This is a genomic window from Natrinema thermotolerans (assembly GCF_031165565.1).
Lineage (GTDB): Archaea > Halobacteriota > Halobacteria > Halobacteriales > Natrialbaceae > Natrinema > Natrinema thermotolerans.
In genome coordinates, this window is record NZ_CP101873.1 from 1,864,110 (window position 1) to 1,890,100 (window position 25,991).

The following is a 25,991-nucleotide window of genomic DNA, read 5'->3' on the forward strand; positions in this document are numbered from 1 at the left end:
GATTACTCCGTGTTGAGCGACAGCGACTGGGGCGCGTCGGCACGAACTGACGCGTGGTCGGCGAACTGGTCGACATCGAAGTCCTGGAAGACGGTGTCCCGGTCGACGGGGTAGATCTCGCGCCCGGCGAGCTGTTCGACGATGATGGCGTTCCGGTAACAGCCCAGCCCGAGGTCGGGTGTCCCGACCCCGTGGGCGTGTAGCGGGGCGTTCTGGACGAACACGCGGCCGGCATCGGGGCCGCCGAACGCGCCCTCGAGGCGGTAGTCCTCGGTCACGCGGAACCGGCCCCGGTCGTCGAAGGCGATCCGGTCGGCAATCGGCTCGAGGAAGGTCGGCGTCGGCCGCTGATACCCCGTCCCGAAGATCACGGCGTCGGTCTCGAGGGCGAACGACCGCTCCTGCTGGCGCTGTTCGCAGGCGAGCCAGTAACTGCCCTCGAGGCGCTCGAGGTCCCGGACCGCGGTCGTCGCGAGCATGCCGAACTCGGGGTCGCGGTCGCCGATCGAGCGCTCGTAAAGGGCGTCGTAGATCCGCTCGCTGGTCTCGGGATCGATCCCCTTGTACAGCAGGTCCTGGTCGGCCAGCAGGTCGTCCTTCTCCAACTGGGGGAGGTCGTAGAAGTACCGCGAGTACTCGGGCGTGAAGTGCTGGAGGCCGAGCTTCGAGTACTCCATCGGGTAGAACCCGTCCGAGCGGGTGAGCCAGTCGAGCCGGTAGCCGCCATCGGGCTGGCGCTCGAGTAGGTCCAGTACGACCTCGGCGGCGCTCTGTCCCGAGCCGACGACGGTGATCGCGTCGCGCTCGAGGGCCGCATCGCGGCGCTCGAGGTAGTCGGCGGTGTGAAACAGGGGAGCCTCTCCGTCGGCGTAGTCGCGGGCGAACCCCGGCAGGGCGGGCCGGGAGCCGACGCCCATGACGAGGTCGGCGGCCCGGTAGCGGTAGCGCCGGCCCGTCTCGGGAGAGCGGGCCTCGACGACGAAGGTCCCGCCATCGCCGGGGTCGGCACCGCTCGAGTCCGGCTCCGTTCCCTCCGAGTCGCCGTCGGATTCGTACTCGACGCTCGTGACCTCGCGGTCGAACGCCGTCGTCGGGACCCGTTCGGACACCCAGCGCAGGTAATCGTCGTACTCCCGGCGGGGGATCTGGAACGTCTCGTAGAAGTAGAACTCGTAGAGACGGTCCCGTTCCCGGGCGTAGTTGAGGAAGCTGTGAGGGCTGGTGGGGTCGGCCATCGTCACCAGATCGGCGAGGAACGGGACTTCGAGGGTGGCCCCCTCGATCAGCATCCCCTCGTGCCAGGCGAACGCGGGGTCGCGCTCGAGAAAGACCGCCTCGAGATCGGCGTCCGCGCCGTCGAGCAGCGCCGCGAGCCCGAGGTTGAACGGACCGAGGCCGACGCCGAGGACGTCGTAGTGACCCCGATCGACGACTGGTTCGTCGGCGTCGTCGGCATTGCCTTCAGTCATCGTCGTCCACCTCGGTCGGCGACGCGGCGGCCCCGTCGGCGGTCGGCGGGCAGACCTCGCGTTCGAACCGCTCGCGGGTGCAGACGACGAGGTTGGCCGTCTTCTCCTCCTCGGGGAACTCGAACTGTCGCCGGAACTCGAAGCCACACTGCTGGGCGACCGTCAACACGGCGTCGTTGCGGGCGTCGGGCTCGCCGACGACCCGGTCGGTCTCGGGGTGGCTGAACTGGAAGGCCGTCATCGCCCGGAGCAACGGGATCGCGTCCCCCTCGCCGACGTACTCGGGCGGACCGAGCAGGAGGTGAATCCCCTGGTCGGCCGGCTCGGCGTCGTAGTACGCCGCGAGGTCGTCCTCGGCGACCCAGTAGCGCTCCCAGTAGCTCATCGGGACGTGGTCCAGACAGCCGATATACAGCGACTGGTGGTCGTCCGCGAGCTTCTCCCGGAGCGTCTCGCGGAACTCGGGCAGCGGCTCGTCGAGGTCCCAGGAGGGCTTGACGTGGTCCGAACCCAGCCACGCGTGCAGGCGACCGAGGTCGCGCTCGAGGTCGACCGGCCGGAAGCCGATGTGTCGGTCGATGGTCCGGTCGTAGTACTCGAAGTCGTACTCGGCGACGGCGGTGGCGTGGGGGCCACGTTCCGGCGTCCGGGCCGTCATCGGTTCACCTCCGGTCCCGACGACTGCCCCGTACTGGTACCGGCCGCGTCCCCGGCGTCGACCAGCGGGTTCCGCACCTCGGCGTAGACCGACTGCTCGTCCAGCGACGGCGCGTCGAGTTCGTCCAGTCCGCGAAACCGCGTCAGCAGGTTCGCCTTGCGGGGGACGGTCTCGGACTCGAGCAGCGGGTCGAGGATCGACGTGCCGGGCCGGTCGAACTCCCGGAGCGATTCGAGTTCCTCGCGGAGGATCGCGAGCAGCCGCGTCTCGTCGACCAGCCCCGCGGTCCCGAAGGCGTTGATCACGCCCAGCGCGTTGTTCAACACGACGTAGTAACGGATCCGCTCGTCGGCGACCGCGTCGGGACAGATCGAGTTCGCCCGCTCGCCGATCCCCGGACAGACCGCCTCGAGCCGGTCGTAGGCGCTCTCGGGGAAGTAGTAGCCCTGATTGTCGCGGTAGCGGAACTCGTCGGGATACCCCGCCTCGTCGAGCGTCAGGACGCTGTTTTGCTGGTGGGCCTCGAGGCCGATCCCCCGCTCGAGGTAGAGCCACAGCAGCGGTCGCACCGAGATCGACAGGTAGCGCCGGAACCACTCCTCGCTGACGGCGGCGGGGTCGCGGCCCTCGCGCTCGGCGATCGAAGCGACGATCCGACCCAGCCGCGAGCGGCCGTCACCGATGGCGTCCTGACAGAGCCCGACGACCGGCGTCGTCTGCCGGGCGTCCTCGCCACGGAATGGGTTCTCCCGGAGGACGACCTCGAAGCCGGACTCGTCGCCGTCGGTCGCCAGCGCGTCTGGATCGACGGTTAGGTAGGCCGGATCGCGGATCACGTCGAAATCGGGGAACCGGTCGCGCAGGTCGTCGCCGAGTTCGGTCGCCAGCAGGGTCGAGATCGCGACCCCGCGCTCGAGTTCCGGCCGCTTGTTCGTTCGCAGGGAGTTGGTGATCTCGACGGCCAGCGACCCCTTGACCATGAACGGCGACTCGGGGGCATACAGCGTCCGCACCGACGTCGTCGGGGAAAACTCCCGTCCCAGCGGACCGATGGACTCGAGTTTCCCCGCCGCGACGAGATCCTGCACGTCGGGGCGATCGAGGAGTCGCTCGGCCTGCCAGGGGTGGACGGGCAGGAGAACGTCGTCGTCCCCCAGATACCCCTCGAGGACCGAGTCGGCGACGGCCGGATCGGCCCGGAGCGCCTCGCGGACCCAGTCGGCGGCCGAGTCCTCGCGGGCGGACTCGCTCTCGACGATCTCGGCGTCCGCGCGGACGTAGTGCAGCCGGAACGAGCCCTCGAGTTCCGGGGCGTAGCGCTCGGCGTCGGCGCCCATTCCCCGACGGCTCTTGGGCGTCGGGTGCTGGAGATGGCCAAAGACCAGCGACTGCTCGGCCTCGCGGAAGGTGAACGCCGAGCCATACAGGGTCTCGCCGTCGTCGGCGCGGGCCTCGACGTACCGCTCGACGTTCCGACAGGAGCGAACCACCCGCTCGAGGAGGTCGTCGCGGTTGGGGTCCGCGCCGCGGGCGAGTTCGAGTTCCTTCGTCGCGAGCGTCGCGAGCGTCGCGTAGTCCAACGGCTGGGGCTCGCCGTCGCCGGCCCGGTAGGCGGCCGGCAGATCGAACAGATGACGGCCCGTCGGGGACCGGTACCTGACCGGAACGAAGAGGTCGATCCCCTGGTTCGCGAGCGAACACCGCAGGACGAGCCCGCTCTCGGGCCGGCGGTCGATCGGCGTCTCGGCCGCGGGAACGAACTCGCCGGCACCGGTCTCGAGGCAGTAGCAGTTCAGGAAGCTATGCACCGTCGCGTCGCGTGCGACTCGCGTCGCGTCGACGCCGTCGTCGGACGTACTCGTCCGTGTCGTGGGTCGTACTGTCATGTGGAATCGGTCTCCGCTTCGAGTGCCTCGCCGCGGTCGACGACCGCCGCGAGGACAGCTTGGAGGTCGGAAAGCGTCGTTTTCGGGTTCAACAGGGTGAGTTTCAGCGCGGCCGTACCGTCGACTTCGGTCCGCGCGAGGATGGCCTCGCCGTCGGCGAACAGTTCGTCGCGGATCCCGCGGTTGAGCCGATCGAGCGCGGGCCGAGACGCGGAACCGGGCCGGTCGTCCGACTCGCCCGCTCGAGCGCCGCAGTCCGAGGGCCGATACCGAAAGACCACCGCGCTGAGTTCGGGGCCACAACACAGCTCCAGCGCCGGCTCGGCCCGGATCTCAGCGGCGACGGCGTCGGCCAGCTCGCAGACGTACTCGACGCAGTCGGCCACGCCGGCCCGGCCCAGCGCGTTGAACGTCACGAACGGCTTCAGCGCGTCGAACCGGCGGGTCGTCCGCGGCGACTTCGAGACGAGGTTCGGCACCCCCGCCGCGTCGTCGCGCTCGGGGTTGAGATAGGCCGCGTTGCGCTCGAGGAACCGATAGCGGTCGCCATCGCGCAACAGGAAGGCCCCACAGCCGATGGGCTGGTAGAACAGCTTGTGGAAGTCGACCGCGATCGAGTCGGCGCGATCGATCCCCGCGAGCTTCGATCGGAGCGAGTCGCTGATCGCACAGGCCCCGCCGTAGGCGGCGTCGACGTGCAGCCACAGGTCGTGTTCCGCGGCCCGATCCGCCAGGTCCGCGAGCGGATCGATGCTCCCGAAGTCGGTCGTGCCCGCGGTTCCGACGATCGCGAAGGGGCGGCGGCCGTCGGCTGCGAGGGCCTCGAGGGCCTCGTCCAGCGCCGCGAGGTCCATCCGGCGGTCGTCGTCGGTCGGTACCGTCACGACCGCGTCCTCGCCGAGCCCGAGGTGGTGGGCGGCCTGGTCGGCGGTGAAGTGGGCGGCGTCCGAACAGAGTAGCCGGAGGTCGGCCGCTTCTGGCGGGAGCCCGGCCGACTGAACGTCGCGGTCGAACCGCGTCCGGCAGTACCAGTCCCGGGCCAGCAAGAGCCCGAGGAGGTTCGACTCCGTGCCGCCGCCGGTGAAGACGCCGTCGGCACCGGCCGGATAGTCGAACAGGTCACAGCAGGCGTCGACGACCCGTTCCTCCAGGACGGAGGCGGCGGGAGCCTGATCGAACGAGTCCAGCGACTGGTTGGTTCCCGAAAGCAACAGCTCCGCGGCCAGTGCCGGAATCGTCGGCGGGCAGTGCAGATGCGCGACGCAGTCGGGGTCGTGGACCCGGACCGAGTCGGTGAGGATCTCGTCGCCGACCGTCTCGAGGACGGCTGCGAGCGAATCGCCCGTCTCGGGGACGACCGTTAGCTCGTCGATCCGCGCACGGAGCGTCTCGTGATCGGTTCCGGCGTAGGGGCCATCGACCGTCGCGAACGACTCGAGGAGGCAGTCGCGGGCCCGGTCGATCGCCGCCGCGTACGCGGCGTTGCCGTCCGGGTCGCCGAGGAATGAGCTGGCCGCGTCCGGCGGCGTCGGACCATCGCCCGCCGGGCGACGCCGCCCGGCGAGGTCGCTGCCGGTCATGCTGGGGCCTCCGCGCGATCCTGTCCGGCCGTGAGGGCCGCGCGAACGCTCTCGTGGACGATCTCGGCGACCGTGTCGATCCGGGCGGGCGAGATCGTCAGCGGGGGAAGGAACCGGACGACGCTCCCGTCGCGACCGCCGGTCTCGACGACGAGGCCGCGATCGAACGCCGCCGACTGGACGGCCGATGCGAGGTCACCGTCGGCGGGATAGTGACCGAGCGAATCCGGTTCGCCGTCGGGATCGACGAGTTCCATGCCGAGCATGAGGCCGCGCCCGCGGACGTCCCCGACCGCCTCGAACGTCGCCGCGGTCTCCTCGAGACGGCCCCGCAACCGATCGCCCATCGCCGCGGCGTGGTCCTCGAGATCGTTCTCGAGGACGTACTCGATGGTCGCCGCGCCGGCGGCCATGCCGAGCTGATTGCCGCGGAACGTGCCGGCGTGTGCGCCGGGCTCCCAGACGTCGAGCGACTCGTCGTAGACGACGACGGACAGCGGGAGCCCGCCGCCGATGGCCTTCGAGAGCGTCATCACGTCCGGGACGACGTCGGCGTGTTCGATCCCGTACAGTTCGCCGGTTCGCCCGAGCCCGGTCTGTATCTCGTCGACGATCAGCGGCACGTCGCGTTCGCGGGTGATCCGGCGCATCTCGCGGAGCCAGTCGGCGGGGGCCGGCACCGCGCCGCCCTCGCCCTGGACCGGCTCGAGGATCATGCCGGCGGGGTCGACCAGTCCGCTATCGGGGTTCGAGAGGGTTCGCTCGACGTACTCGGCGCTCGTCCGCCAGCAGTCCTCGCCACCGAGCCCGAACGGGCACCGATAGGCGTAGGGGTAGGGCAGATGCTGGACGTCCGGCATCAGCCCCGGCACGTCTTCTTTCGCCGCCGTGTCACCCATCAGGCTGAGCGCGCCGTTGGTCATCCCGTGGTAGCCGCCCTGGAAGGCCAGCATCGACCGGTTCCCGGTCGCGGTCTTGACCAGCTTCAGCGCGGCCTCGACCGCGTCGGTCCCGGCCGGGCTGCAGAACTGTACGTTCGCGTTCTCGGCGAACGCGTCGGGGAGGCTCTCGAGCAGTCGATCGACGAACCGCTCCTTGACCGGCGTCGTCAGATCGAGCGTGTGGATCGCACGTCCCCGCTCGAGCAGTTCCTCCATCCGCTCGACGACCGCCGGATGGTTGTGGCCGAGCGCGAGCGTCCCCGCACCCGCCAGACAGTCGATATACTCGTTGCCGTCGACGTCCTCGAGGATCGCCCCGTCGGCGCGTTCGATCGCCAGCGGCAGCGATCGGGGGTAGGTCCGCGCGTTCGATTCGCGCCGGGCCTGTTGTGCGAGGAGCTGCTCGGCCGACGAACTGCTGTCGGTCACGGTCGCTCACCCGATGACCGATCTTCGAGTCGGGTCGGTAGTAGTCGTCGCGTCGTCATGCAGGTTTTAGGCCAGCCTAAATATTGAAAAGCGTGTCGGTTTTTAGGCCAACCTAAAGCTTATACGGGAAGTGCTGAAAGAAAGCAAAACGGCGTGGAACGGAGCTAAGCGGCGATCACAGTGGACGAATCGACCCACTGAAGCAGCCAGTGATCGGGTCCGAACCGCGGAATCAGCGGCCGGCAGCCGGTCGCCGGATCGACCGGTAGCAGGCGGTAACTACCGCTACCCGGCCGGGTTCAGGATCGGACCGTCCCGACGCCGACCCGCGAAACAGGGCGGGTTAATTTAAGTAGCCGTCGTACTGAGGGATCGGTTCGGACGCCGCAGTCCACCGTCGGCCCCGGATCGAGGGGAGTCAGAGAGCCGGCGACGGGTCCAGTACCGGCCTGTCGTCGGTCCGGCCGACGCGACCGTTGCCACCGGTGACGGCGACCGTCTCGGTCATGGTCGCGCTTCGACGCGAGCGCGTAAAAGCGGCCGCCGCGTGAGTGGCGGGGCGGCGAGACGGTTGAGATCGGTAGAAAAAGGCGACAAACCGATTACTCGGGCTTCAGGCCGCCGTCCTGGACGCGCATGACGGCCTCGCCGTCGGCGAGGTTTGGCGCGTCGACCAGTTTGACGATCCGCTTGTCGCCCTTGGACTTGCGCAGGTAGATCCGGAAGGTAGACTTGTGGCCGAGGATGTTGCCACCGATCGGTTGGGTCGGGTCACCGAAGAACGAGTCGGGGTTCGAGGCGACCTGATTGGTGACGATGACGGCGGTGTTGTAGAGGTTGCCGACCTTGTCGAGGTCGTGGAGGTGCTTGTTGAGTTTCTGCTGTCGGTCGGCGAGTTCGCCACGGCCGACGTACTCCGCGCGGAAGTGGGCGGTCAGCGAGTCCACACAGAGGAGACGGACCGGATACTCGCTGTCCTCGTGTTCGCTCGCGAGTTCCTTGGCCTTCTCGGCAAGCAGCATCTGGTGGTTGGAGTTGAACGCCTTCGCGACGTGGATCTTCTCGAGGACGTCCTCGACGAGTGCGTCGACTGCGTCCTCGTCGTCGGCCGAGCCCTCGATCTCGCGATCCTCGAGGGTCGCGTTGATGGCCTCGTCGGACAGGCCCCGAACCATGTCGTCGATCCGCTCGGGCCGGAAGGTGTCCTCGCTGTCCACGAAGATGGCGCTGCCGTGGAGGCCGCCGACTTCCTGTGGAAGCTGGACGTTGACGGCCATCTGGTGGGTGACCTGGGACTTGCCGGCCCCGAACTCGCCGTAGACTTCGGTGATCGACTGGGTCTCGATCCCGCCGCCGAGCAGGTCGTCGACCTCGTCGATGTGCCAGCGGAGCTTGCCGATTTCGTTCCGCCGCTCCAGTACCGTCGAGCCGGTCTCGAAGCCGCCGACGTCGGCGGCGTCACGGGCGGCGTTGACGATGTCCGCAGCGGTGGACTCACCGACGTCGGCCGTGTTCGACAGCTCCGACGGCGAGGCGACGGCGAGACTCTGGAAGGAGTCGAAACCTGCATCGTGGAGTTTGTCTGCGGTCGCGGGTCCGACACCGGGGAGTTCCTCGAGATCTGCTTCGGGCATACTCCTCCGTTGTGCCGGACCCCCCATAAACCCTCGTTTACAGGGGAGTGAAAGTGAAAGTGCAAGCGGGCAGCGGGGGACACGGGAACGGAAGCAATGGGTTTAGAACGAAAGGCGCGGTCGACGGAGTCAGCAGGCAGCGGTCAGCGCCGCGGTTCGTCGTCCCACTCGAGGCAGTGGAGGCGCGCGTCCTCACAGCCGACGAACAGCCGGCCGTCCCCGATCGCGGGCGTGCCGATCACGCCGTCCTCGAGAGCGACGTGCCACGCGAGGTCGCAGTCGTCGGCGACATCGATCCCGTATATCGAGCCGCTGGCGTCGCCGACGCAGACGACATCGCCGGCGACGACCGGACACGACCGGATCGGGCCGTCGAGTTCGATCCCCTTTCGGGAGAAGAGCCAGCCCCGCAGTTTCCGCCGGCCGACGGTCGTATCGGTGACGTGGCAGTAGCCGTCCGCGGCCCCGACGAAGGTTGTCTCGGCGGCCGGGAGGACGGTCGCGGACGTGGTGAAGGCGTCGCGGATCTCGTAGGTGAACCACGACTGGCCGGTACCGGCGTCCATCGCGACCATCGTGCCCTCGTCGTCGGCGACGTAGGCCCGGCCGTCGGCGACGGTCGGGCCGGCCTCGATCGCGCCGTCGGCCGGCGCAGTCCAGACCGCCTCGCCCGTCTCGGCATCGACGGCGACGACGGCCCCGTACGCGGTGCCGGCGAAGAGACGATCCCCGGCCCATTCGCCGTCGGTGTCGGCGGGTCGGCCCGTCTCGAGCGGGGCCGAGGGCGTCGACTCGAGCGAGTCCGTGGCTGACGGGTCGTCCCGCTCGAGGGCCGAACGACGACGCCGTCCCTCGCGGCCGTCGGCGACCGCCGGCGCGCCGACCACGGCCGATTCGGTCTCGTGGCGCCACAGTTCGGTCCCCGTCTCGGGCTCGAGCGCGGTCAGCCCGTCCGCGTGCCCGGCGTAGAGCCGACCGTCGGAGAGCGCGAGCGCGGCCGCGAGTTCGTCCGCGAGGTCGACCGCCCACCGCACCTCGCCGGTGCCGGGATCGAGCGCGCGGACCGTTCCGTCGGCGGTCCCCAGAAACAGCCGGTCGCGGGTCACGAGCGGCGCGGTATCGGTCGCGGCCGTCGTCTCGACGACCCACCGCCGGCGGCCGGTCGCCCGCTCGAGGGCGTAGCAGTTCCCCCGCGCCGTCCCGACGTAGACGGTGTCGCGGTCGCAGACCGGCGATCCCGGCAGTCCGGCGAGATCGGCGGTCCAGCCCTCGGTCACGCGGGCGGGCCCGTCGATCTCACGCCGAAGCCCGGAGTTGTGCGGATCGCCCTTGAACTGGTTCCACTCGGTCACTGCGTGTCGGTTCCGACGCCATCGGTATAACTGTCGGGCGTCTCGACCCCGGCGAACTCGAAACAGGCACCGCCGTCGGGGCTCTCACGGAGCGAGACCGACCAGTCGTGGGCGTCGGCGATGGTCCGGACGATATCGAGACCGAACCCGGTGCCGTCGTCGTCGGTCGTCACGCCCGCCTCGAAGACCCGGTCCTCGAGGTCCGACGGGATACCGGGACCGTCGTCGAAGACCTCGAATCCCGCGTCGGTCCGCCGGACGGTCACGGTCACGTCGGGACCGGCGTGGTCGACGCTATTGCGAAACAGGTTCTCGAGGAGCTGTCGCAGCCGGTCCCGATCGCAGGCGATCGTCCCGAGGTCGCCGTCGATCCGCAGCGTCGCCGCCGACGAGCCGGCCGTCGTCGACCACGCCGCGTCGACGACGTCGCCGAGCGGGACCGCCTCGAGGTCGTCGATCGTCTCGCCCTGCCGCGAGAGGACCAGCAGATCGCGAATGAGGGCCTCCATGCGTTCCAGGGCGGCCGCGGCGTCCTCGAGCGGGCCGTCGTCCCCGTCCCGTTGCTCGCGCGCGAGTTCGACGTTGCCCAGCGCGACGTTCAGCGGGTTCCGGAGGTCGTGGGAGACGATGCCGGCGAAGGCGTCCAGCCGGTCGTTCTGGCGCGCGAGTTCGGCCTCGCGTCTCGCGAGGCGGTCGCGGGCCTCGAGCGAGGCGACGGCGTGGCCGATCGACTCCCCGAGTTCGGCCAGCACCGCCTGCTCGTAGTCGTCGAAGACGGTCCGGCGGTCCGCGTAGATGCTGACGAAGCCGTAGACGGTCTCGTCGTGGGCGATCGGGACGACCGCGATCGACGTGACGCCGCGGCGCTCGAACTCGTCCCACCACGGCTCCATCGACGGGTCCGCGAAGACGTCGGGAACGCACTGGATCTCGCCGGTCTTGATCGCGCGGCCGCCGGCCCCGGTCCCGGTCGGGCTGTCGTCGACGGTGACGTCGAGCGACTCGACGTACTCGTCCTCGAGCCCCGCCCACGCGCTCGGTCGCACCCGCGCGGCGTCGGCGTCGTACCGGCCGAGCCAGACCCCCTCGTAGGGGTCGGACTCGGCGAGCCGGTCACAGACCGCCCGCTCGAGGGCGTCGCGGTCGGTCCGGTTGACCAGTTCCTGGGTCGCGATGCGGATCGTGTCGTTGATGCGGTGTAACCGCTCGATCGACTGCTGGCGCTCGCGGCCGCGGACGTCGTAGATGCCGACGAGCGCCCCGACCAGCGCGCCGAACGTCGCGACGTCGAGCATCGCCGCCAACAGCGGCAGCGAGGAGCCGAGGATGATGATGATCGAGAAGTGCCACGCGCCCAGCGCACAGAGCGACGCCACGCCGGCGGCGATCCACGCCAGCATCCGCCCGGCGAACCCCGGCGCGATCAGCCGGTCGCGAGCCAGGAGCGCGCCGACGATCGCCAGCGTGATCGAGAGGACGAGCGGAATTCCCTCGATGAACAACTGGAGCGGCGTCACGCCGCGACGGGCGATGTTTACCAGGTGGAAGACGGAGAGAACGACGCCCGCCGCGGCGAGGGCCCACCCGACGGATCGATTCGAGAGGCCGGTCATTACGAGTCGTTCACTAACCCGTACGAAGCGACCGGCATAACTCCACTGGCCTGCTATCAAGCGCGGATACAGTCAGTCAGAGCGAGGAATCGAGCCCGGCGACGGTGCCACGGCGGACGCCGTCGGTCGCCGTTCCGCTGGCGCTCACGCGTGGTCCACTCGAGGACGGCGCGTCTCACGGCGGGGCAGCGGCGGCGCTACGCCGAGTCGTGGAAGGGGCGGCAGGAAAAGGGAGCAACTGGTGTATGGCGCAGTTGTGATGATGATGATGTGGCTTCCTGCCGCGTACTCCCACCTATACGGGGCACGGGCATACGGCTGACTCCTACACGATTTGGGAGTCGGCCGGCCCGCAGGGGAGAACCCGACGACGTGATCGCCTCGCCGGCCAGCGGCGAGTGCCGCCGGTTCGGAGACGGCCGCTACTCCCAGGGGTGGGTCCCGCTCTCGCTGGGCCAGAGCGGGTACCAGTACTCCTTCTCGCGCTCGATCTCGAGTTCGCCGTCTAAGGCCGACTCGAGGGTGGACACGGTCCCGTCCTCAGTCCCGGCGAACGCGCGCTCGTCGATCCATCGCTGTTCTGATTCTCACTATTCGTCCTCAAACAGGTCCGAGTCGGGCGGTTCGGAGAGCGGACTACGGGTCGCTCGAGGCCGGTCGTACTCGCGGCCGTCAGCGATCGCTGGCTGGCCGACGACCGCCGACTCGGTCTCGTAGGCCCACAGCCGTTCGCCCGTCTCGGCCTCGAGCGGGGAGCAGTTCCCGCGGCTCGCCCTCATATAGACAATGTTACAGTTACAGACAGGCGATCCGACGAGATCGGTCGTTCAGGCCTCGCTCACGCGGGAGGGGCCATCAAGGTCGCGCTAGAGCCCGGAGTTGTGGGTATCACTAGATTGGTGCCACCCAATCACTATGTGTCGATACCAACGCTACGAATATGAATATCAAATCATATACTGGTTCGAACCTGAAGCAGACACCGTTATCGAGGCACTTGTCGAAGGAGACCAAACAGTCGTATCCTTTCGTAAATAGTTATGTTAATAATCTATAGTAATACTAGAATATCTTGTTCCTAAACCGCTAGGCTGATAGAATTGTTCTGCTGGCATGAAATTGGTTTGAGTGATGCCGCCACGTAGGCCATTAAATTCAACATTCATTCGAACACCTACCTCTACGTTACCTGCCTCAATGTCTGTAGTCATCTGATAGTCAAGGTATGACTGATCTCCAACGGTACCGGCATTAGGTCCAAACCCTTCATCAACATCACCAGAATTTGTGATGAACGGGATTTCAGCAATTCCTGTACTAATATCCATAATTAGTGTCGATCTTTCACCGGAGTTGTCCCTAACAAAACCCTCTGCTGTAACGGAGCCGCCCATTCCAACACTTGAAACGACACCTTCCACATCGCCTTCGTATTCGACCGTAGCGTTAGGAAGGTCTTGATCAACCGAGATTGTTTGATAAACCTCTGCTGTAGCACCAGAGTTTACTGTCAGGTATGTACTTCGTTGGGAAACTCCACACCGGTTGTCACTGGTTTTATAATTAGCGCCTACTGAGTTAATAACTGGGAGGCCCTGATCAAGGTCTTCAGTACCGTCATCAGAAGTTCCAATATACCGCAATCCGCTGTTCGATGTCACAACATTTGAGTTTACATTACCACTACTATTGACGCCCTCGTTACTCTGTGCTACTTCCCGGGATATATGACTATTATTTATAAATTCTTCTTTTGAGAAGGTGTTTTCATATTTCTTGTCACCGACTTTGCTGACAAGGGTACCAGAATTGAAATGAGGATCAGACAGAGAATCGCTTGTAGACATGGTGGATAGTTGTTGTTTTTTATCGAGTCTAAGTTCAGTCTCCGTGTGCGTACTATAGCCGTCCTCAAAGTGCAGTTGTTGTTTGAATTTTACCACATCAGTTCTATAGTTTGCATCAAAGCCAGAATGGCGTTTGCCAGTGGTATCAACAATGACCTCATTTTCATCATTTAGGAAATATCCCCGCCCAATACGGAACTTTCCGTGTTTCTTAGTAAGCCGACGGAGTTGGCTCTCAGGACCGGATTCAAAATCTGGGCTTGAACCAGCGGAAGCTGTTCCTGCCATCGTAGTAGAGCCGACTGCAAGAATACCCTTCACAACTTTCCTTCTTCGTTCGCTAATGTTTTTAGGCATGTACTTCCTACATTTAATCTACACACATATATTAGTTTCTATTTGAGGTTAGGGGCACTAAAGATAATACGAAGATATAGAATACACCGAAACCAGGATCATTGAGATTATAACGATACCAAGTAGACCTCCAGAGTTTATGCTATCAACTTCCAAAAGGCGAGTTGAGACACCAGAAAAAACAGAAATAACCAGAATAGTAACCCATACAGCCATAATCGCGTATCCTAGTTCATCTACATGATTTGTGATCACGGCATTTACAAATAGAAGCGAGACGCAGATTATGGGAACTAAGAACAATAGACTAGTTTGGTCTGGGAGAAACACAAAACTGGCAAGAGAGATAGCAGTAGCATATATAACTGCAGTGAATAAAATGCGGAATCCGTTTTGAATAGCCATAATATATGTTATTTTCTACTGCCACTTAGTTTTTCCTATATTATATGTGGTTAAAATATGCCTCTAATAGAAGACTTCGGTCTTTGGAGCGCAGCCCTGTAGATTTGAATAACGGCGTCAGTTAATCAAGGTATCACAGAACGGAAGGAGGAGCGGCAGGAAAAGGGAGCACCGGTGTATGGCGCAGTTGGAATAATGGAGTTTCGATGGTTGTCTGTGGGGCTCTTGCGGCGTACTTTCTGGGATGGACCAACCTGCAGTACCGGTGTTCCCAACACAATTTAGAACTCTACTGCTCGAGAGCGCGAGCGCGTCTGCGACGACTGCTGACCCACTCCCTCTCAAGCCGCTCACTCCCAGGGATGCGTGCCGCCCTCGCTCGGCCAGAGGGGGTACCAGTACTCCTTCTCGCGCTCGATCTCGAGTTCGCCGTCCAGCGCCGACTCGAGGGTGAACTCCGCGCTCGAGTCGCGCTCGCGGCCCGGTCGGGGAACGAACGGGTAGAAACGACCGCGCCGAAACGAATAGATCCAGTACGCGGGATCGCCGTCACGATTTTCGTACGCAAAGACGGCCGCCAGCAGCCGCGAGCCGTAGCCGTGTTCGATGAACGTGTCCGCGGCGAAGTGCATGCTCGTGATCAGGTCCTCGGGGTCGTCGTCCGCGAGGACGACCCAGTGATAGCCGTGGTCGTCACTGGTGACCGAAAACTCGGTGCCGGTCTCCTCGCGGCCGGCCTCGAGGATCGCCTCGACCTCGTCGACGGCGTCGCGGAAATCCGCGGAGTCGACGCCGGAGAAACAGAGCGCACCGACGTCGAGCGACTCGTAGCCCAGATCGGCCTGCATCGTGAGGTAGGCGGTACTCATCCCGAAGAGGTCGTCGGGGTCGGCGTCGCGGCCGGCGTCGGCCTCGGCCCGGGAGCCGAGGATAGCCCGCAGCCCGTCCAGCAGTCCCATACCTCGAGTGACGGGCGCCGTACCTTAGAACGATTGCATTTCGCGCTCGAGATCGCGGAGCTGTTCGACGCGCTTCTCGGTCGGCGGGTGCGTCGAGAACAGGCGGCCGACGACGCCGGACTTGATCGGGATGATGAAGAACGCGTTCATCTCGGCCTCCTCGCGCAGGTCGTCCTTGGGAACCTTGTCCATCTCGCCCGAGATCTTCAACAGTGCGGAGGCGAGCGCCGACGGGTTGCCGGTGATGGCCGCGGCCCCGCGGTCGGCGGCGTACTCGCGGTACCGGGAGAGCGCCCGGATCAGCAGGTAGCTGATGATCCAGACCAGCAACGAGACGAGGATGGCGACGACGATACCGCCCCCGCCCTGGCGATCGCCCCCGCGTCTGTGGCCGCCGCCGAAGAACGCCCCCCAGCGGACCATCATGAACGCGATCGTCGAGAGGAAGGAGGCGATAGTCATCACCATCATGTCGCGGTTTTTGACGTGGGCGAGTTCGTGCGCGAGGACGCCGTCGAGTTCGTCCTGCTCGAGCGTGTTCAGGATGCCTGTCGTCACGCAGACGGCCGCGTTTTTCTGATTGCGGCCGGTCGCGAAGGCGTTTGGCGTGTTCGAGTCGACCACTGCCACCTTCGGTTTCGGGAGGTCGGCCTGCTGGGAGAGCCGTTCGATCGAGGCGTGCAGTTGCGGGTACTCGTCGGCCGAGACCGTCTTCGCGCCCATACTCTTCAGCGTCAGCGTGTCGCTGAAGTAGTACTGTACGAGCGAGAAGCCGCCGAAGAACAGCCCGAAGACCAGCAATCCGCCGCCGACGTAGGCGGTGATCACGGCCGCGAAGACGATATACAGCGCAAAGAGCAGAAACATCGTCACGAACATCCGAAGTCGCAATCCCCAGTCCGCCTGCCAGTTCATGCCTAGAGCAACGGGCTGGGCCGAAATAAGTACCTTGACCATCGGGCCGAGAAACGCACCGGCCCGTCGAGGGGTGGAGCCGTCGGACCAGTCCGTGAAAACGTATATTTTGGTCGACGCGTTTCGACGAAACAGCAATGCCCTCCCCACAGTCGGTACGCCTCGAGGAGTGTACGTGGACGGAAGTCGAAACGGCACTCGAGAACGGAACGCGGACGGCGATCGTCGCGGTCGGGTCGATCGAGCAACACGGACCGCACCTGCCGCTGAACATGGACACGCTCGATGGCGACGAACTCGCACGCCGAATCGCCACGGAACTCGGCGACGCGCTGGCTGCCCCGACGATCCGCCCCGGCTGCTCGGGCCACCACATGGAGTTTCCGGGGACGATCACGATGCCGCCGGAGACGCTGATGGACGTGATCCGCGCCTACTGTCGCTCGCTGGACGATCACGGGTTCGACCACGTCGTCCTCGTCCCGACCCACGGCGGGAACTTCGCGCCGGTCTCGACGGTCGCGCCCGAAATCGCTCGCGAGATCGATGCCTCCGTGATCGCCCTCGCGGACCTCGACGATCACATGGAACTGCTGAACGAGGGTCTTCGGGAGGCCGGTCTCGAGTATCAACAGGATGTTATCCACGCCGGTGCCGCCGAGACGGCCATGATCCTCGCGATCGAGGAGGGGCTCGTCCGGACGGACCGCCTCGAGACGGGACCGGAGGGATCGTTCTCAACGGCGCGACTGCTCAGCGAGGGGTTCGAATCGATCACGGAGAACGGCGTTCTGGGAGATCCCAGCGAGGCCACGGCCGACGCCGGCGAGGCGATTTTCGACGCCGTCACCGACGCATACGTCGAGCGTATCGAAGCCGAACGCGACGCGGTAAGCGACGGGACGCAGTGACCGGCGACGGCTCCGCGTCGTGCCCGCCGGCGGTATTGTAATCGCAGTTGATACGTCGCGAGTCGGTCGATCGAACCCCTTCGTTTCGCATGGAGACCCTGTGACGGAGTCACGTCTGACGCGACCGTACCGGCTGTAGTGTGACGGTTGTCTGACGTTTTGCTACTCTCCCCCGTTCCGCGTAGAGCGGTGCGAGGGTCACGGAACCGCACCGGTCGTAGACCGGAAGCGACGGGGGCCGATCGGACGGCTCTCGAACGGAGACGGGCCGCTTAACTCCGCGAGGTCCCAAACGGGGCCAATGAGTGAGTCGCGCGCGTTCTGTCCCCGGTGTGGGGATCCGGTCCCCGAGCGGTCGACCACCGACGCGAACGATCCGTTACGCCCCGGTGCCGAGGTCGAACTCTGCGATTCCTGTTACTTCGAGGACTTCGACTTCGTCGATGCGCCGAACCGGATCGACGTCCGGGTCTGTGCCCAATGTGGCGCGGTCTACCGGGGGAACCGATGGGTCGACGTCGGCGCACAGGACTACACGGACATCGCCATCGAGGAGGTCAGCGAGGCGCTTGGCGTCCACGTCGACGTCGAGGACGTCGCCTGGCAGATCGATCCCGAGCAGGTCGATCAGAACACGATCCGGATGCACTCGTTTTTCACCGGCGTCGTCCGCGAAACGCCGGTCGAGGAGGAGGTGACCGTGCCGGTCAAGATCGCCCGCCAGACCTGTACCCGCTGTGGACGGATCGCCGGCGACTACTACGCCAGCATCGTCCAGATCCGCGCCGAGGACCGGACCCCGACGACCGAGGAGATCGAACGGGCAAAGGAGATCGCGAACGGGATCGTCGCCGACATGGAGGCCACGGGCGACCGCAACGCCTTCGTCACCGAGATCGGCGAGCTAGACGACGGGCTGAACATCAAGGTCTCGACCAACAAGATCGGGAAGAAGATCTCGAACAAGATGATCGAGGAGTTCGGCGGCACCGTCAACGACGCCGAAACCCTCGTCACGGAGGACGAGGACGGCAACGAGGTCTACCGGGTCACCTTCGCCGTCCGCCTGCCGCCCTACAGGCCCGGCAACGTGATCGATCTCGCCGACGACGATGGTGGCCCCGTCCTCGTCCGCAGCGCTCGCGGCAACCTCAAGGGCGTCCGCGTGACGACCGGTGAGCGCTACGAGGCCGGCTACGAGGAGGGCAACTCCCCCGACGCACGGAAACTGGGCGACCTCGAGGACGCGGCCGAGGCGACAGTCGTCACCGTCGAGGACGACAACGCCGTGCAGGTCCTCGATCCCGAGACGTTCCGGGCCACGACGGTCGCTCGGCCGGACTACTTCGATCCCGACGCCGAGACCGTCCCCGTGCTGAAGAGCCGTGCCGGCCTGCACATCCTGCCCGAGGACGATGACTGACGAGGACGCCGACCTCGAGCCGGCGGCCGACGAGGTCTTCGAGCGGGCGACGGCCGACGGCCCGCTGGCCGCGGTCGTCGCGAAACCCCGAGCCGAGACGGCCGCCGAGTCGCTCCGTGCGGAGGGAGTCTACGACGAAACGCGGCGCGTCCGGGAAGACGGCCCCGACAGGGTCGCGCTCCCGATCACCGAGCCGCCGACCGAGACCGACGTCCTCGAGATCGTCCGACAACTCGAGCCCGAATCCCGGAGCCCCGATCTCGAGGACCTGCTCGCCGACCGGGGCTGGAGCGAGCGCGACCTCGAGTCGGTGCCGGGCTCGTGGGCCGTGATCGGGTCGGTGATCCTCGTGACGGTGCCCGAAGGCTGTCCCGACGAGCGGGCGCTGGGCGAGGCGCTGCTCGAACTCCACGGCGAGGCCGACAGCGTGCTGGCCGACGAAGGGATCGCAAACGACGGTGCGGCCGGCGCCCACCGCGAGCCCCGAACACGGCTGCTCGCCGGCGACGCGAACACGGAAACGGTCCACACCGAACACGGGACGCAGTACGGGCTCGACCCCGCGAAAGTGATGTTCTCGCCCGGCAACCAGGCCGAGCGGGTCCGGATGGGAGAACTCGGGAGTAGCGACGAACGCGTCTTCGACATGTTCGCCGGCATCGGCTACTTCACCCTCCCGATGGCCCAGGCCGGCGCGCGGGTGACCGCGACCGAGATCAACCCGACCGCCTTCCGCTACCTGCTCGAGAACGCCGTCCTCAACGACGTCGACGACCGGGTCGACGCCTACATGACCGACTGTCGCGACCTCGCGAGCGAGATCGAGGCCGATCGGGTCGTCATGGGCTACTACGGGCACGCCGACGGCGATGGCGGTGGAGACGGAACCGCGGATCACGGCACGCGCAGCGACGAGGCCCACGACTTCCTCGAGGATGCCCTCGCGGCACTGGTCCCCGGCGGCGTCGTTCACTACCACGAGGCGACGCCCGAATCGCTACTGTGGGAGCGGCCGAGAGAACGCCTCGAGGCGGCCGCCGACGCGGCCGGACGCGATCTCGAGGTCCTCGAGAAACGACGGGTCAAGAGCCACAGTGCGGGTGTTACACACGTCGTCGTCGACGCCCGGTTCGCGTAGAATCGGGCGGTGACGGTCACCAGGTGTCGTGGCATTGATGCTCGAGCAACGATTGTGGCCGGGTATGGACAAGAATCAGCTCATCGCCGTCGTCTTCGCGCTGCTGATGGTGACCTCGATGGTCGCCTGGGGCGCGACGGCCATCTTCTAGCCCGTACTACTCGTCGGTGTCCCAGACGTCCGCCAGCGGGCTCGAGCCCGAGGACCGTCGCGACCCGCTCGAGCGCGACGACCGCCCGGAGCCGCCGCTCCCATCAGCGTTCGACCCGCTCGTCGCCGTGCGCGAGCCGGTTCGGGACCCGCGGCCGGAGCGACCGCCCGCGTCCGTCCCCTCGAGCGCGGCCCGGGGCTCGAACGGCGGCAGCTCCGGTCGCTCCATCCGGTCGACCTGCGCCGCGAACCAGTCAGGCATGTCCGTCCGCGCGCGCTCGAAGCAATCGAGCAGGCTCGAGTCGGCCAGATACGTCGCGCCGTAGTCGTCGGGGGCGCGGACGACCCGGCCGCAGGCCTGGATGACCGTCCGCAGCGTCGTCCGGTAGTACCACGCCCACTGGCCCTCCTCGAGGCGATGCGCGACCCTCGAGTCGCCGGTGTTGAGGAAGGGCGCTTTGCAGATGACCTGCCAGCGACAGAGGTCGCCTTTCAGATCCAGCGCTTCCTCCATCTTCACCGAGAGGAAGACGTCGGGGTCGTCGCTCGCTTTCCACGCGTCGAGGGCGGCGTCGCGGCCGTCCCGGTCGTGGGTGCGGACCCGGTCGCCGACACCGAAGTCAGAAAGCAGGTCGGCGAGTCGGTCCTGGATGTCGTAGGAGTGGGCGTGGATCAGCCCCTTCTCGTCGGGATGGTGCTGCATGAGCCGGACGATCGTCCGGGCGATCTTCGGCGTCGTTTCGTCGCGCTCGTCGTAGGTCATCTTCCCCTGGGTCACGTCGTACAGCGGGCGGTTCTCGACGGGGAAGGTGTGGTCGACGTCGACCAGCGCTACCCGGTCGGGCTCGAGACCGACCTGCCGGCAGAAGGCGTCCTTGTTCAGAATGGTCGCCGACAGCAGGGCGAACTTGTTGCCCCGGTCCCAGACGGTATGCTGGAGGTACTTCTCGGGACTCATCGGTTTGATCGTCAAGGGGCCGCCCTGCGGGTCGTCCCCGTCGCCGCCGTCTCGCCCGCTGGAACGCGGGTCGGACTGGTCGACCAGCCACGTCGTCGGGCTCTGGGGGTCGCGGAAGTCGGAGACGAACCACTCGAGGTCGCCGATGAGTTCCTGCAAGCGGTCGCGTTCGCGCACCTCGGCGGGGGACAGCGAGTCCTGAGCGAGCAGGTCGTCTTTCCGGCGTTCGCAGGTCCCCGCGAGGCTCTCGGCGTAGCGGACGGCGCGCTCGATCGAGTCGACCTCGGGGACCCGCAGGTCGTCCCAGAACGGCACTGTCCGGGGGCCAAGCTGGATCGTCGCGTACATTTCGGCCCACTCGGCGAGGCCGTGGGCTTCGTCGACGACCACGACGTCGCGCTTGCGGAAGACGTCGCTGCCGGCAGTTTGCATGAAATAGGCGAGCGTCATCGCCGCGATCTCGCGGTTCGAGGCGATCGCGCGGTCGGAGAAGTACGGACACCGGTGTTTGACCGAACAGTCGTACCCCCGCTCTCGAACGCACGGGGCCTGATTGACCGGTGTCTCGCGTTCCTCGGGCAGGATACAGGTGTAGTTCGACTTCCCGCGGATGACGTTGAGATCCGCCAGCAGATCGTCGGCGGCCACGTCGTCGAGTTGCGAGACCTGTGGCGTCGTGTAGTAGGCCCCGGTGGCGTCGCTGGGATCGCCCGCGCCGGCACGGCGCGCACAGCCGGCGACGGCGCGGGCCAGCAGGGACTTGCCGCTCCCGGTCGGCGCGCGCACGAGGACGACGTCGTTGCCGGCCGCGAAGGCGTCGCGAACGTCGCGGAGGGCCTGTTCCTGCGTCCCGCGGTAACTCGGCGCGGGGAACTCCTCGAAGATCCGCTCGGGATTCACCGTTCGTTGCAGGGCGCGGCCACGTCCTAAAGGCTACGGAGCGTCGCGCCCGCTGACGAACGACCGGTCGACGAGAGCCAGCGGTCGATCGACGGCGACCGACGCTCGAGGCCGAAACTACCGTCTACCGGCCGGTAGCAGCCGCCTACCGCCGACGGCTGTCCACAACCGGGCCGGTAACCGACCGATTACAAATACGGACTCCGCCCTTCGGTTCAGGTACGGAAGGGTCGCTCAGCGGTAGAGTACCGCGGTACCATCCGGGTCCGCGGCGGCATTTCGCCTCGTGGCGTTCGAATCCCACCCCTTCCGCTTCCGGCCGCGAGGACCGCGGCGGTCCGACCGGCCCGGCCGTACTCACGCTCGAGCGATGCGGTGGACCGACCCGTCTCTCGAGGCCGCCGACTCCGTATTTTTTGCGCCGACGGACCAGAAGCAGTAGCGACCACGGCACGACACTGCCGACCGCGGCCTACGGCGATCCGACTCGCGAGGTTTCCTCGTCGACCTGCTCCAGCTGATCGATGTCCGCGTCGGTCGGATAATCGGGCAACGCCTCGAGACACGGATAACACAGCAGGTACGACCCCCCGTCATCGAGTTCGAGCGTTATCGCGGTTCCGACGGTGCCGGCGTCGGTCCCGAACGACCAGATGTTGGCGATCCCGCCCGAGACGGTGACGGTACGACCACAGCCGTCACAGGAGTCCTTCGACATACACGGTCGTCGGTGCCCGACGATGAAAGTCGTTCGCCCACGACCACCAGCCGGGACGGACTCCTGCAACGGCCCGCAGAGCGGTTATGGGTACCAGTGACATACGGCCGCACATGGAGGTGAACTGCGAGGGCTGTGCCGGCTGTTGCATGGACTGGCGATCGCTGCTCGAGGAACACGGATCCGCGCCTCAGGACGACGGCGAGGGCGGCGAAACCGATCACCGACACCGGCAGCGGGACGACCCGTTCACCGGCGGCGAGGGCGAACGACCGTCTCGAGAGCCCCTCGACGACGACACCAACTTCGTGGCGCTGACCCGCGACGAGGTACGCGGGTTCCTCGAGGCGGGGATGGGCGAGGTCCTGACGCCGCGGTTCTGGGCGGCTCGAGAGGAGGACGACGGCGTCGACGTGGACGGCCACACCCTCGCCGCCGTCGCGGGCCGGCCGGCCTTCTTCGTCGGCCTCCGGAAGCCGCCAAAGCCCGTCGCCCCGTTCGGGCTCGCGGAGCCGGTCTGGCTCCCGACTTGCGTCTTCCTCGATCCGACGACGCTGCAGTGTCGGATCCACGGGGACGAGCGCTTTCCCGACGAGTGCGGCGCGTATCCCGAACACAATCTCGCGCTCGAGGGAACGACCGAATGCGAACGCGTCGAGGCGACCGTCGGGGGCGAACGCTTGCTCGATGCCGACCACGACGATCCCGAGGGGCTGTTGCTGGGCTCGCAGGCAATCGGCGCGAAACTGTTCTGTCACCCCCAGCCCGCCGAACTCGAGGGGATCGTCGGCCGGGCTGCGGCGGGCGAACTCACGCGGGACGATCGGGCAGAACCCGTCGCGATCGCAGCCGCCTCGAGCCCCGGAACGCTGGCCATCTCCGACCACCATTACGAGCGAGCCAGAGAGCGCATGCTCGGCGATGCGGACGGCGACGCGAGTTTCGAGGGGGACAACGAGCGGTCCTCGTGGGTCGGGCCGGCGATCCGCGACTGGCAGCGCCGCTTTCGGGACGCCGACGGCACGGTACCGTCACCGGCCGTCGCCGACGCCGTCGAGACCGATCGGGGCGCGCCCGAGACGCCGGGCTGGGACGCCCTCGAGTGACGGTCCGTCGCCGCGGGCGGCGACGGGTGTGTCGAAGGTCCGGCGGCGAAGAAGGGAGAAGCGAACGACCGTCGTTACTCGGATTTGATCTGCTCGAAAGTGTCTAGCAGGTCCTCGGCGGAGTCGCCGGAGTCGTACTCGACCTCGCCGTGATAGATCGTCCGCTCGTCGTCGAAATCGGTGTCCACCTTCGAGGCTTGCTGTTCGCGACGCTCGTGTTCGTCCTCGTCATAGGCACCCATTGACATGGTAGGTATGTACATAGTAGACGCGTGGTAGGTATGAATGTAACGGTCCCTCACACCCCTCGGACGAGTGAAACGTAGGCGCGCCGTCGAGACGCGCAACGAACGATATATGCGACCTCGACCCGTAGGGACGGCCGTGGCACGGCCGCTTCGCTTTCGGTACTCGCCCCAGTCGTGGAGCGACGGGCGAGTTCACAACGAGATTCTCCAGCCGCTGCAGTCGAACATCGGCGCACAGTCGGTCACGCCGTGGTTCAAGATCGGCGGCGACTGGCAGACACACCGCTTCGAGATGGCGAACGGCGACATCGCGCTGTTCGCGCGCACCGACGGGGAGGCCTACTGGATGGGCAACACCGAAACACCCTCCGCGCTGTGGAAGACCGACAAGTTCGGCTGGCGCGAGATTCCCTACCCCGTCTCGAGGTGGGCGACGCGGGAACTGACCGCGACGCTGCACGAGGAAGATCCGTGGCTCGCCGAGTATCCGCATCTCTCGTGGTTCTTCCTCCCGGTGTTCATGTCCAAGGACGGCCGCGAGTCGACCCGCGCGTTCTTCCGCGAGCATGCGGCCGGCTTCCCCGATGCCGGCCGCCGGGAGACGACCCGCTTTTTCGAGGACTTCCTCTCGACCGGCGTCCTCGACGAGTACCGACACGTCATGTCGGGCAAACTCGGCACCAGCGACCACGTCGATCGCGTCCGGATGAGCGCCGCGATGGCCGAGTTCATCGCCGCGAAGATCCTCACCGAGGCCGGCTACGACGTGGTCCCGGAGATCGAGGTCACGACAGGCCACTCGCTTGACTTCCGGGCGGAAGACGCCGAGACGAACGTCCTCGTGGAGGTCACGCGGCCCCAGCCGCCGATCAACCGCGCTGCGGCCGGCCCCGTGGCCGCCGTCCGCGATACCGCCGAGACCAAGACCAACGGCCAACTCGCGGAACACGGCGGCGGCGCGACCCTTTTCGTCGACTGCTCGAGCTTTCGCGACGACGCGTGGGCCGCCGTTCGGGGCGAACAACCCGACGTACGCCACCGCCCCGCGGTCGTCTACCGCACCCGGCCGAACGGCCACGTCGAGGGCTACCGGAAGGGCGCGGTCCCGCTCGAGCTGGCCGACGCGATCGACTTTCTGGACTGAGCGCGGCCGCCGACCGTTCGGACGCGTGAATTATCAAGTTCTGAGACGGGGTCGGGTGTATTTGACCACTGGCAACGATAGCCACAGCCATGCGCGCAGCAGTCCTCGAAGAACACGGCGAACCGCTCTCGATCGAAGACGTCGACGCGCCGGAGCCGGCACCGACCGGGGCCGTCGTCGAACTCGAAGCATGCGGGGTCTGTCGGAGCGACTGGCACGGCTGGCAGGGCGACTGGGGCTGGCTCGGCCTCGAGACCCAGCCCGGCCAGATCCTCGGCCACGAGCCGGCCGGCCACGTCGTCGCCGTCGGCGACGAGGTCGAAAACGTCGCGGAAGGCGATCACGTCGCCGTCCCGTTCAACCTCGGCGACGGGACCTGTCCGCGGTGCCAGCGCGGCCGCTCGAACATCTGCGAGAACGTGATGCCGCTCGGGTTCATCGAGCAGGCACAGGGTGCGTTCGCCGAACAGGTCCACGTCCCCGTCGCCGACCACAACCTCGTGGAACTCCCCGACGGCGTCTCGTCGGTCGATATGGCCGGCCTCGGCTGTCGGTTCATGACCTCGTTCCACGCGCTGGCCCACCGCGCGGACGTCGGTGCCGGCGACTGGGTCTCGATCCACGGCTGCGGCGGCGTCGGTCTCTCGGCGGTCCACATCGCCGACGCGCTCGGTGCCAACGTCGTCGCGGTCGATCTCAAAGACGAGAAACTCGAGAAAGCCGAGTCCCTCGGCGCGGTTGAGACGATCAACGCGGACGACGTCGGCGACGTCCCCGGCGAGGTCTCGGCGATCACCGACGGCGGCGCTCACGTCTCGATGGACGCGCTGGGTATCGCGACGACCAGCCAAAACTCCGTCTCGAGCCTCGACGCCCGCGGTCAGCACATTCAGGTCGGGCTGACGACCCAGGACGAACAGGGGATGATCTCGCTGCCGTCCGACGCGATGGTCATGCAGGAGATCGAGTTCATCGGCTCGCTCGGGATGCCACCGACCCGCTACGACGAGATCTTCCGGATGGTCTCGACCGGCAAACTCGAGCCCGAGAAAGTCGTCTCCGAGACGATCGGCCTCGAGGACGTCAGCGACAAACTCGAGTCGATGACCGACTTCGAGACGGTCGGCATTCCGGTTATCGACGAGTTCTAAGAACCAAACTTTTTGCGCGGGATCCTCGCTCGCTTCGCTCGCGCTCAGTACAGCTACTTGTACTTACCACAGGTGGGAATCAACTATTACCACCCGTGA

22 protein-coding genes, 1 tRNA gene and 1 pseudogene are annotated in these 25,991 nt (G+C 66.3%); 8 read left to right on the forward strand and 16 right to left on the reverse strand.

Annotated elements, in window-relative coordinates:
• Positions 1 to 2: 2 nt before the first annotated feature.
• The 13 genes and pseudogenes from NP511_RS09670 to htpX all read right to left on the reverse strand — a co-directional run bounded on the left by NP511_RS09670 (position 3) and on the right by htpX (position 16,045).
• Positions 3 to 1,469 carry a lysine N(6)-hydroxylase/L-ornithine N(5)-oxygenase family protein gene (locus tag NP511_RS09670; protein ID WP_049965347.1) on the reverse strand — a complete coding sequence of 489 codons (1,467 nt, stop codon included), beginning with the start codon at positions 1,467 to 1,469 and terminating at the stop codon, positions 3 to 5.
• Positions 1,462 to 2,127, reverse strand: a complete 666-nt coding sequence (locus NP511_RS09675; protein WP_049965346.1) for a GNAT family N-acetyltransferase — start codon at positions 2,125 to 2,127, stop codon at positions 1,462 to 1,464. The genes NP511_RS09670 and NP511_RS09675 overlap by 8 nt, the downstream gene beginning before the upstream one ends.
• The gene (locus NP511_RS09680) at positions 2,124 to 4,013 is read right to left on the reverse strand and encodes an IucA/IucC family protein (protein WP_049965345.1); all 1,890 of its coding nucleotides are present in this window, start codon (positions 4,011 to 4,013) and stop codon (positions 2,124 to 2,126) included. The genes NP511_RS09675 and NP511_RS09680 overlap by 4 nt, the downstream gene beginning before the upstream one ends.
• A complete protein-coding gene (locus NP511_RS09685) occupies positions 4,010 to 5,593 on the reverse strand; it encodes a pyridoxal phosphate-dependent decarboxylase family protein (protein WP_049965344.1) in 1,584 nt (527 codons plus the stop codon). The genes NP511_RS09680 and NP511_RS09685 overlap by 4 nt, the downstream gene beginning before the upstream one ends.
• Positions 5,590 to 6,963: a diaminobutyrate--2-oxoglutarate transaminase gene (locus tag NP511_RS09690; RefSeq protein WP_049965343.1), complete on the reverse strand. Its 1,374-nt coding sequence runs from the start codon at positions 6,961 to 6,963 to the stop codon at positions 5,590 to 5,592. Before NP511_RS09690 ends, NP511_RS09685 begins: the two co-directional genes overlap by 4 nt.
• Before the next feature lie 602 nt (positions 6,964 to 7,565).
• Positions 7,566 to 8,597 (reverse strand): DNA repair and recombination protein RadA, encoded by a 1,032-nt coding sequence (radA, locus tag NP511_RS09695; protein ID WP_006182991.1) that lies wholly within the window; start codon positions 8,595 to 8,597, stop codon positions 7,566 to 7,568.
• 143 nt (positions 8,598 to 8,740) lie between these two features.
• Positions 8,741 to 9,949 (reverse strand): outer membrane protein assembly factor BamB family protein, encoded by a 1,209-nt coding sequence (locus NP511_RS09700; protein WP_049965342.1) that lies wholly within the window; start codon positions 9,947 to 9,949, stop codon positions 8,741 to 8,743.
• The gene (locus NP511_RS09705) at positions 9,946 to 11,562 is read right to left on the reverse strand and encodes a receiver/sensor box histidine kinase (RefSeq protein ID WP_049965341.1); all 1,617 of its coding nucleotides are present in this window, start codon (positions 11,560 to 11,562) and stop codon (positions 9,946 to 9,948) included. Before NP511_RS09705 ends, NP511_RS09700 begins: the two co-directional genes overlap by 4 nt.
• A gap of 422 nt (positions 11,563 to 11,984) precedes the next feature.
• A pseudogene (locus tag NP511_RS22965) lies at positions 11,985 to 12,083 on the reverse strand (PspA-associated protein PspAB); the annotation flags it as partial.
• 69 nt (positions 12,084 to 12,152) lie between these two features.
• Positions 12,153 to 12,341: a PQQ-binding-like beta-propeller repeat protein gene (locus tag NP511_RS09710; protein WP_049965340.1), complete on the reverse strand. Its 189-nt coding sequence runs from the start codon at positions 12,339 to 12,341 to the stop codon at positions 12,153 to 12,155.
• Positions 12,342 to 12,605: 264 nt separating this feature from the next.
• Complete coding sequence (locus tag NP511_RS09715) at positions 12,606 to 13,766, reverse strand: hypothetical protein (protein ID WP_136396879.1); 1,161 nt, start codon at positions 13,764 to 13,766, stop codon at positions 12,606 to 12,608.
• 755 nt (positions 13,767 to 14,521) lie between these two features.
• A complete protein-coding gene (gene pspAB / locus NP511_RS09720) occupies positions 14,522 to 15,130 on the reverse strand; it encodes a PspA-associated protein PspAB (protein WP_049965339.1) in 609 nt (202 codons plus the stop codon).
• A 24-nt stretch (positions 15,131 to 15,154) separates the two neighbouring features.
• Positions 15,155 to 16,045 (reverse strand): zinc metalloprotease HtpX, encoded by an 891-nt coding sequence (gene htpX, locus NP511_RS09725; RefSeq protein ID WP_006648361.1) that lies wholly within the window; start codon positions 16,043 to 16,045, stop codon positions 15,155 to 15,157.
• A 137-nt stretch (positions 16,046 to 16,182) separates the two neighbouring features.
• On the opposite strand from htpX, the gene NP511_RS09730 reads away from it, so the two are divergent.
• The 4 genes from NP511_RS09730 to NP511_RS09745 all read left to right on the forward strand — a co-directional run bounded on the left by NP511_RS09730 (position 16,183) and on the right by NP511_RS09745 (position 19,668).
• The gene (locus tag NP511_RS09730) at positions 16,183 to 16,956 is read left to right on the forward strand and encodes a creatininase family protein (protein WP_049965338.1); all 774 of its coding nucleotides are present in this window, start codon (positions 16,183 to 16,185) and stop codon (positions 16,954 to 16,956) included.
• Between the two features lie 301 nt (positions 16,957 to 17,257).
• Positions 17,258 to 18,379 carry a 60S ribosomal export protein NMD3 gene (locus NP511_RS09735; RefSeq protein WP_049965337.1) on the forward strand — a complete coding sequence of 374 codons (1,122 nt, stop codon included), beginning with the start codon at positions 17,258 to 17,260 and terminating at the stop codon, positions 18,377 to 18,379.
• Positions 18,372 to 19,517: a class I SAM-dependent methyltransferase gene (locus NP511_RS09740; protein ID WP_049965336.1), complete on the forward strand. Its 1,146-nt coding sequence runs from the start codon at positions 18,372 to 18,374 to the stop codon at positions 19,515 to 19,517. The genes NP511_RS09735 and NP511_RS09740 overlap by 8 nt, the downstream gene beginning before the upstream one ends.
• A gap of 37 nt (positions 19,518 to 19,554) precedes the next feature.
• Positions 19,555 to 19,668 carry a surface glycoprotein gene (locus NP511_RS09745; protein WP_211249104.1) on the forward strand — a complete coding sequence of 38 codons (114 nt, stop codon included), beginning with the start codon at positions 19,555 to 19,557 and terminating at the stop codon, positions 19,666 to 19,668.
• Between the two features lie 6 nt (positions 19,669 to 19,674).
• Here the strand turns inward: NP511_RS09745 and NP511_RS09750 are convergent, their stop codons facing one another.
• Complete coding sequence (locus NP511_RS09750) at positions 19,675 to 21,525, reverse strand: helicase C-terminal domain-containing protein (protein WP_049965335.1); 1,851 nt, start codon at positions 21,523 to 21,525, stop codon at positions 19,675 to 19,677.
• A gap of 223 nt (positions 21,526 to 21,748) precedes the next feature.
• Between NP511_RS09750 and NP511_RS09755 the strand changes: the two genes are divergently transcribed.
• Positions 21,749 to 21,837: transfer RNA gene (locus tag NP511_RS09755), tRNA-Gly, on the forward strand.
• Between the two features lie 160 nt (positions 21,838 to 21,997).
• Here NP511_RS09755 and NP511_RS09760 read toward each other — a convergent pair.
• Positions 21,998 to 22,243: a DUF7561 family protein gene (locus NP511_RS09760; protein WP_049905478.1), complete on the reverse strand. Its 246-nt coding sequence runs from the start codon at positions 22,241 to 22,243 to the stop codon at positions 21,998 to 22,000.
• Positions 22,244 to 22,356: 113 nt separating this feature from the next.
• Between NP511_RS09760 and NP511_RS09765 the strand changes: the two genes are divergently transcribed.
• The gene (locus NP511_RS09765) at positions 22,357 to 23,349 is read left to right on the forward strand and encodes a zinc/iron-chelating domain-containing protein (RefSeq protein WP_049965334.1); all 993 of its coding nucleotides are present in this window, start codon (positions 22,357 to 22,359) and stop codon (positions 23,347 to 23,349) included.
• Between the two features lie 74 nt (positions 23,350 to 23,423).
• Here NP511_RS09765 and NP511_RS09770 read toward each other — a convergent pair whose 3' ends face one another.
• Positions 23,424 to 23,597 (reverse strand): DUF5786 family protein, encoded by a 174-nt coding sequence (locus NP511_RS09770; protein WP_006183001.1) that lies wholly within the window; start codon positions 23,595 to 23,597, stop codon positions 23,424 to 23,426.
• A gap of 136 nt (positions 23,598 to 23,733) precedes the next feature.
• Here NP511_RS09770 and NP511_RS09775 point away from each other — a divergent pair, with 136 nt between their 5' ends.
• Together NP511_RS09775 and NP511_RS09780 are read left to right on the forward strand one after the other, a co-directional pair.
• The gene (locus tag NP511_RS09775) at positions 23,734 to 24,741 is read left to right on the forward strand and encodes a DUF5784 family protein (RefSeq protein WP_049965332.1); all 1,008 of its coding nucleotides are present in this window, start codon (positions 23,734 to 23,736) and stop codon (positions 24,739 to 24,741) included.
• 89 nt (positions 24,742 to 24,830) lie between these two features.
• On the forward strand, positions 24,831 to 25,892 hold the full coding sequence (locus NP511_RS09780) for a zinc-dependent alcohol dehydrogenase family protein (RefSeq protein ID WP_006648370.1): 1,062 nt from the start codon (positions 24,831 to 24,833) through the stop codon (positions 25,890 to 25,892).
• Positions 25,893 to 25,991 lie beyond the last annotated feature (99 nt).

What these genes read in the sequence shown, in the direction of transcription:
- NP511_RS09680 (WP_049965345.1), bottom strand. Translation starts at nt 4,013, where the DNA reads ATGACAGTACGACCCACGACACGGACGAGTACGTCCGACGACGGCGTC.
- htpX (WP_006648361.1), bottom strand. Translation starts at nt 16,045, where the DNA reads ATGAACTGGCAGGCGGACTGGGGATTGCGACTTCGGATGTTCGTGACG.
- NP511_RS09740 (WP_049965336.1), top strand. Translation starts at nt 18,372, where the DNA reads ATGACTGACGAGGACGCCGACCTCGAGCCGGCGGCCGACGAGGTCTTC.
- NP511_RS09780 (WP_006648370.1), top strand. Translation starts at nt 24,831, where the DNA reads ATGCGCGCAGCAGTCCTCGAAGAACACGGCGAACCGCTCTCGATCGAA.
- NP511_RS09675 (WP_049965346.1), bottom strand. Translation starts at nt 2,127, where the DNA reads ATGACGGCCCGGACGCCGGAACGTGGCCCCCACGCCACCGCCGTCGCC.
- pspAB (WP_049965339.1), bottom strand. Translation starts at nt 15,130, where the DNA reads ATGGGACTGCTGGACGGGCTGCGGGCTATCCTCGGCTCCCGGGCCGAG.
- NP511_RS09685 (WP_049965344.1), bottom strand. Translation starts at nt 5,593, where the DNA reads ATGACCGGCAGCGACCTCGCCGGGCGGCGTCGCCCGGCGGGCGATGGT.
- NP511_RS09730 (WP_049965338.1), top strand. Translation starts at nt 16,183, where the DNA reads ATGCCCTCCCCACAGTCGGTACGCCTCGAGGAGTGTACGTGGACGGAA.
- NP511_RS09670 (WP_049965347.1), bottom strand. Translation starts at nt 1,469, where the DNA reads ATGACTGAAGGCAATGCCGACGACGCCGACGAACCAGTCGTCGATCGG.
- NP511_RS09710 (WP_049965340.1), bottom strand. Translation starts at nt 12,341, where the DNA reads ATGAGGGCGAGCCGCGGGAACTGCTCCCCGCTCGAGGCCGAGACGGGC.
- NP511_RS09765 (WP_049965334.1), top strand. Translation starts at nt 22,357, where the DNA reads ATGGAGGTGAACTGCGAGGGCTGTGCCGGCTGTTGCATGGACTGGCGA.
- NP511_RS09705 (WP_049965341.1), bottom strand. Translation starts at nt 11,562, where the DNA reads ATGACCGGCCTCTCGAATCGATCCGTCGGGTGGGCCCTCGCCGCGGCG.
- NP511_RS09745 (WP_211249104.1), top strand. Translation starts at nt 19,555, where the DNA reads ATGCTCGAGCAACGATTGTGGCCGGGTATGGACAAGAATCAGCTCATC.
- NP511_RS09770 (WP_006183001.1), bottom strand. Translation starts at nt 23,597, where the DNA reads ATGTCAATGGGTGCCTATGACGAGGACGAACACGAGCGTCGCGAACAG.
- NP511_RS09735 (WP_049965337.1), top strand. Translation starts at nt 17,258, where the DNA reads ATGAGTGAGTCGCGCGCGTTCTGTCCCCGGTGTGGGGATCCGGTCCCC.
- NP511_RS09760 (WP_049905478.1), bottom strand. Translation starts at nt 22,243, where the DNA reads ATGTCGAAGGACTCCTGTGACGGCTGTGGTCGTACCGTCACCGTCTCG.
- NP511_RS09715 (WP_136396879.1), bottom strand. Translation starts at nt 13,766, where the DNA reads ATGCCTAAAAACATTAGCGAACGAAGAAGGAAAGTTGTGAAGGGTATT.
- radA (WP_006182991.1), bottom strand. Translation starts at nt 8,597, where the DNA reads ATGCCCGAAGCAGATCTCGAGGAACTCCCCGGTGTCGGACCCGCGACC.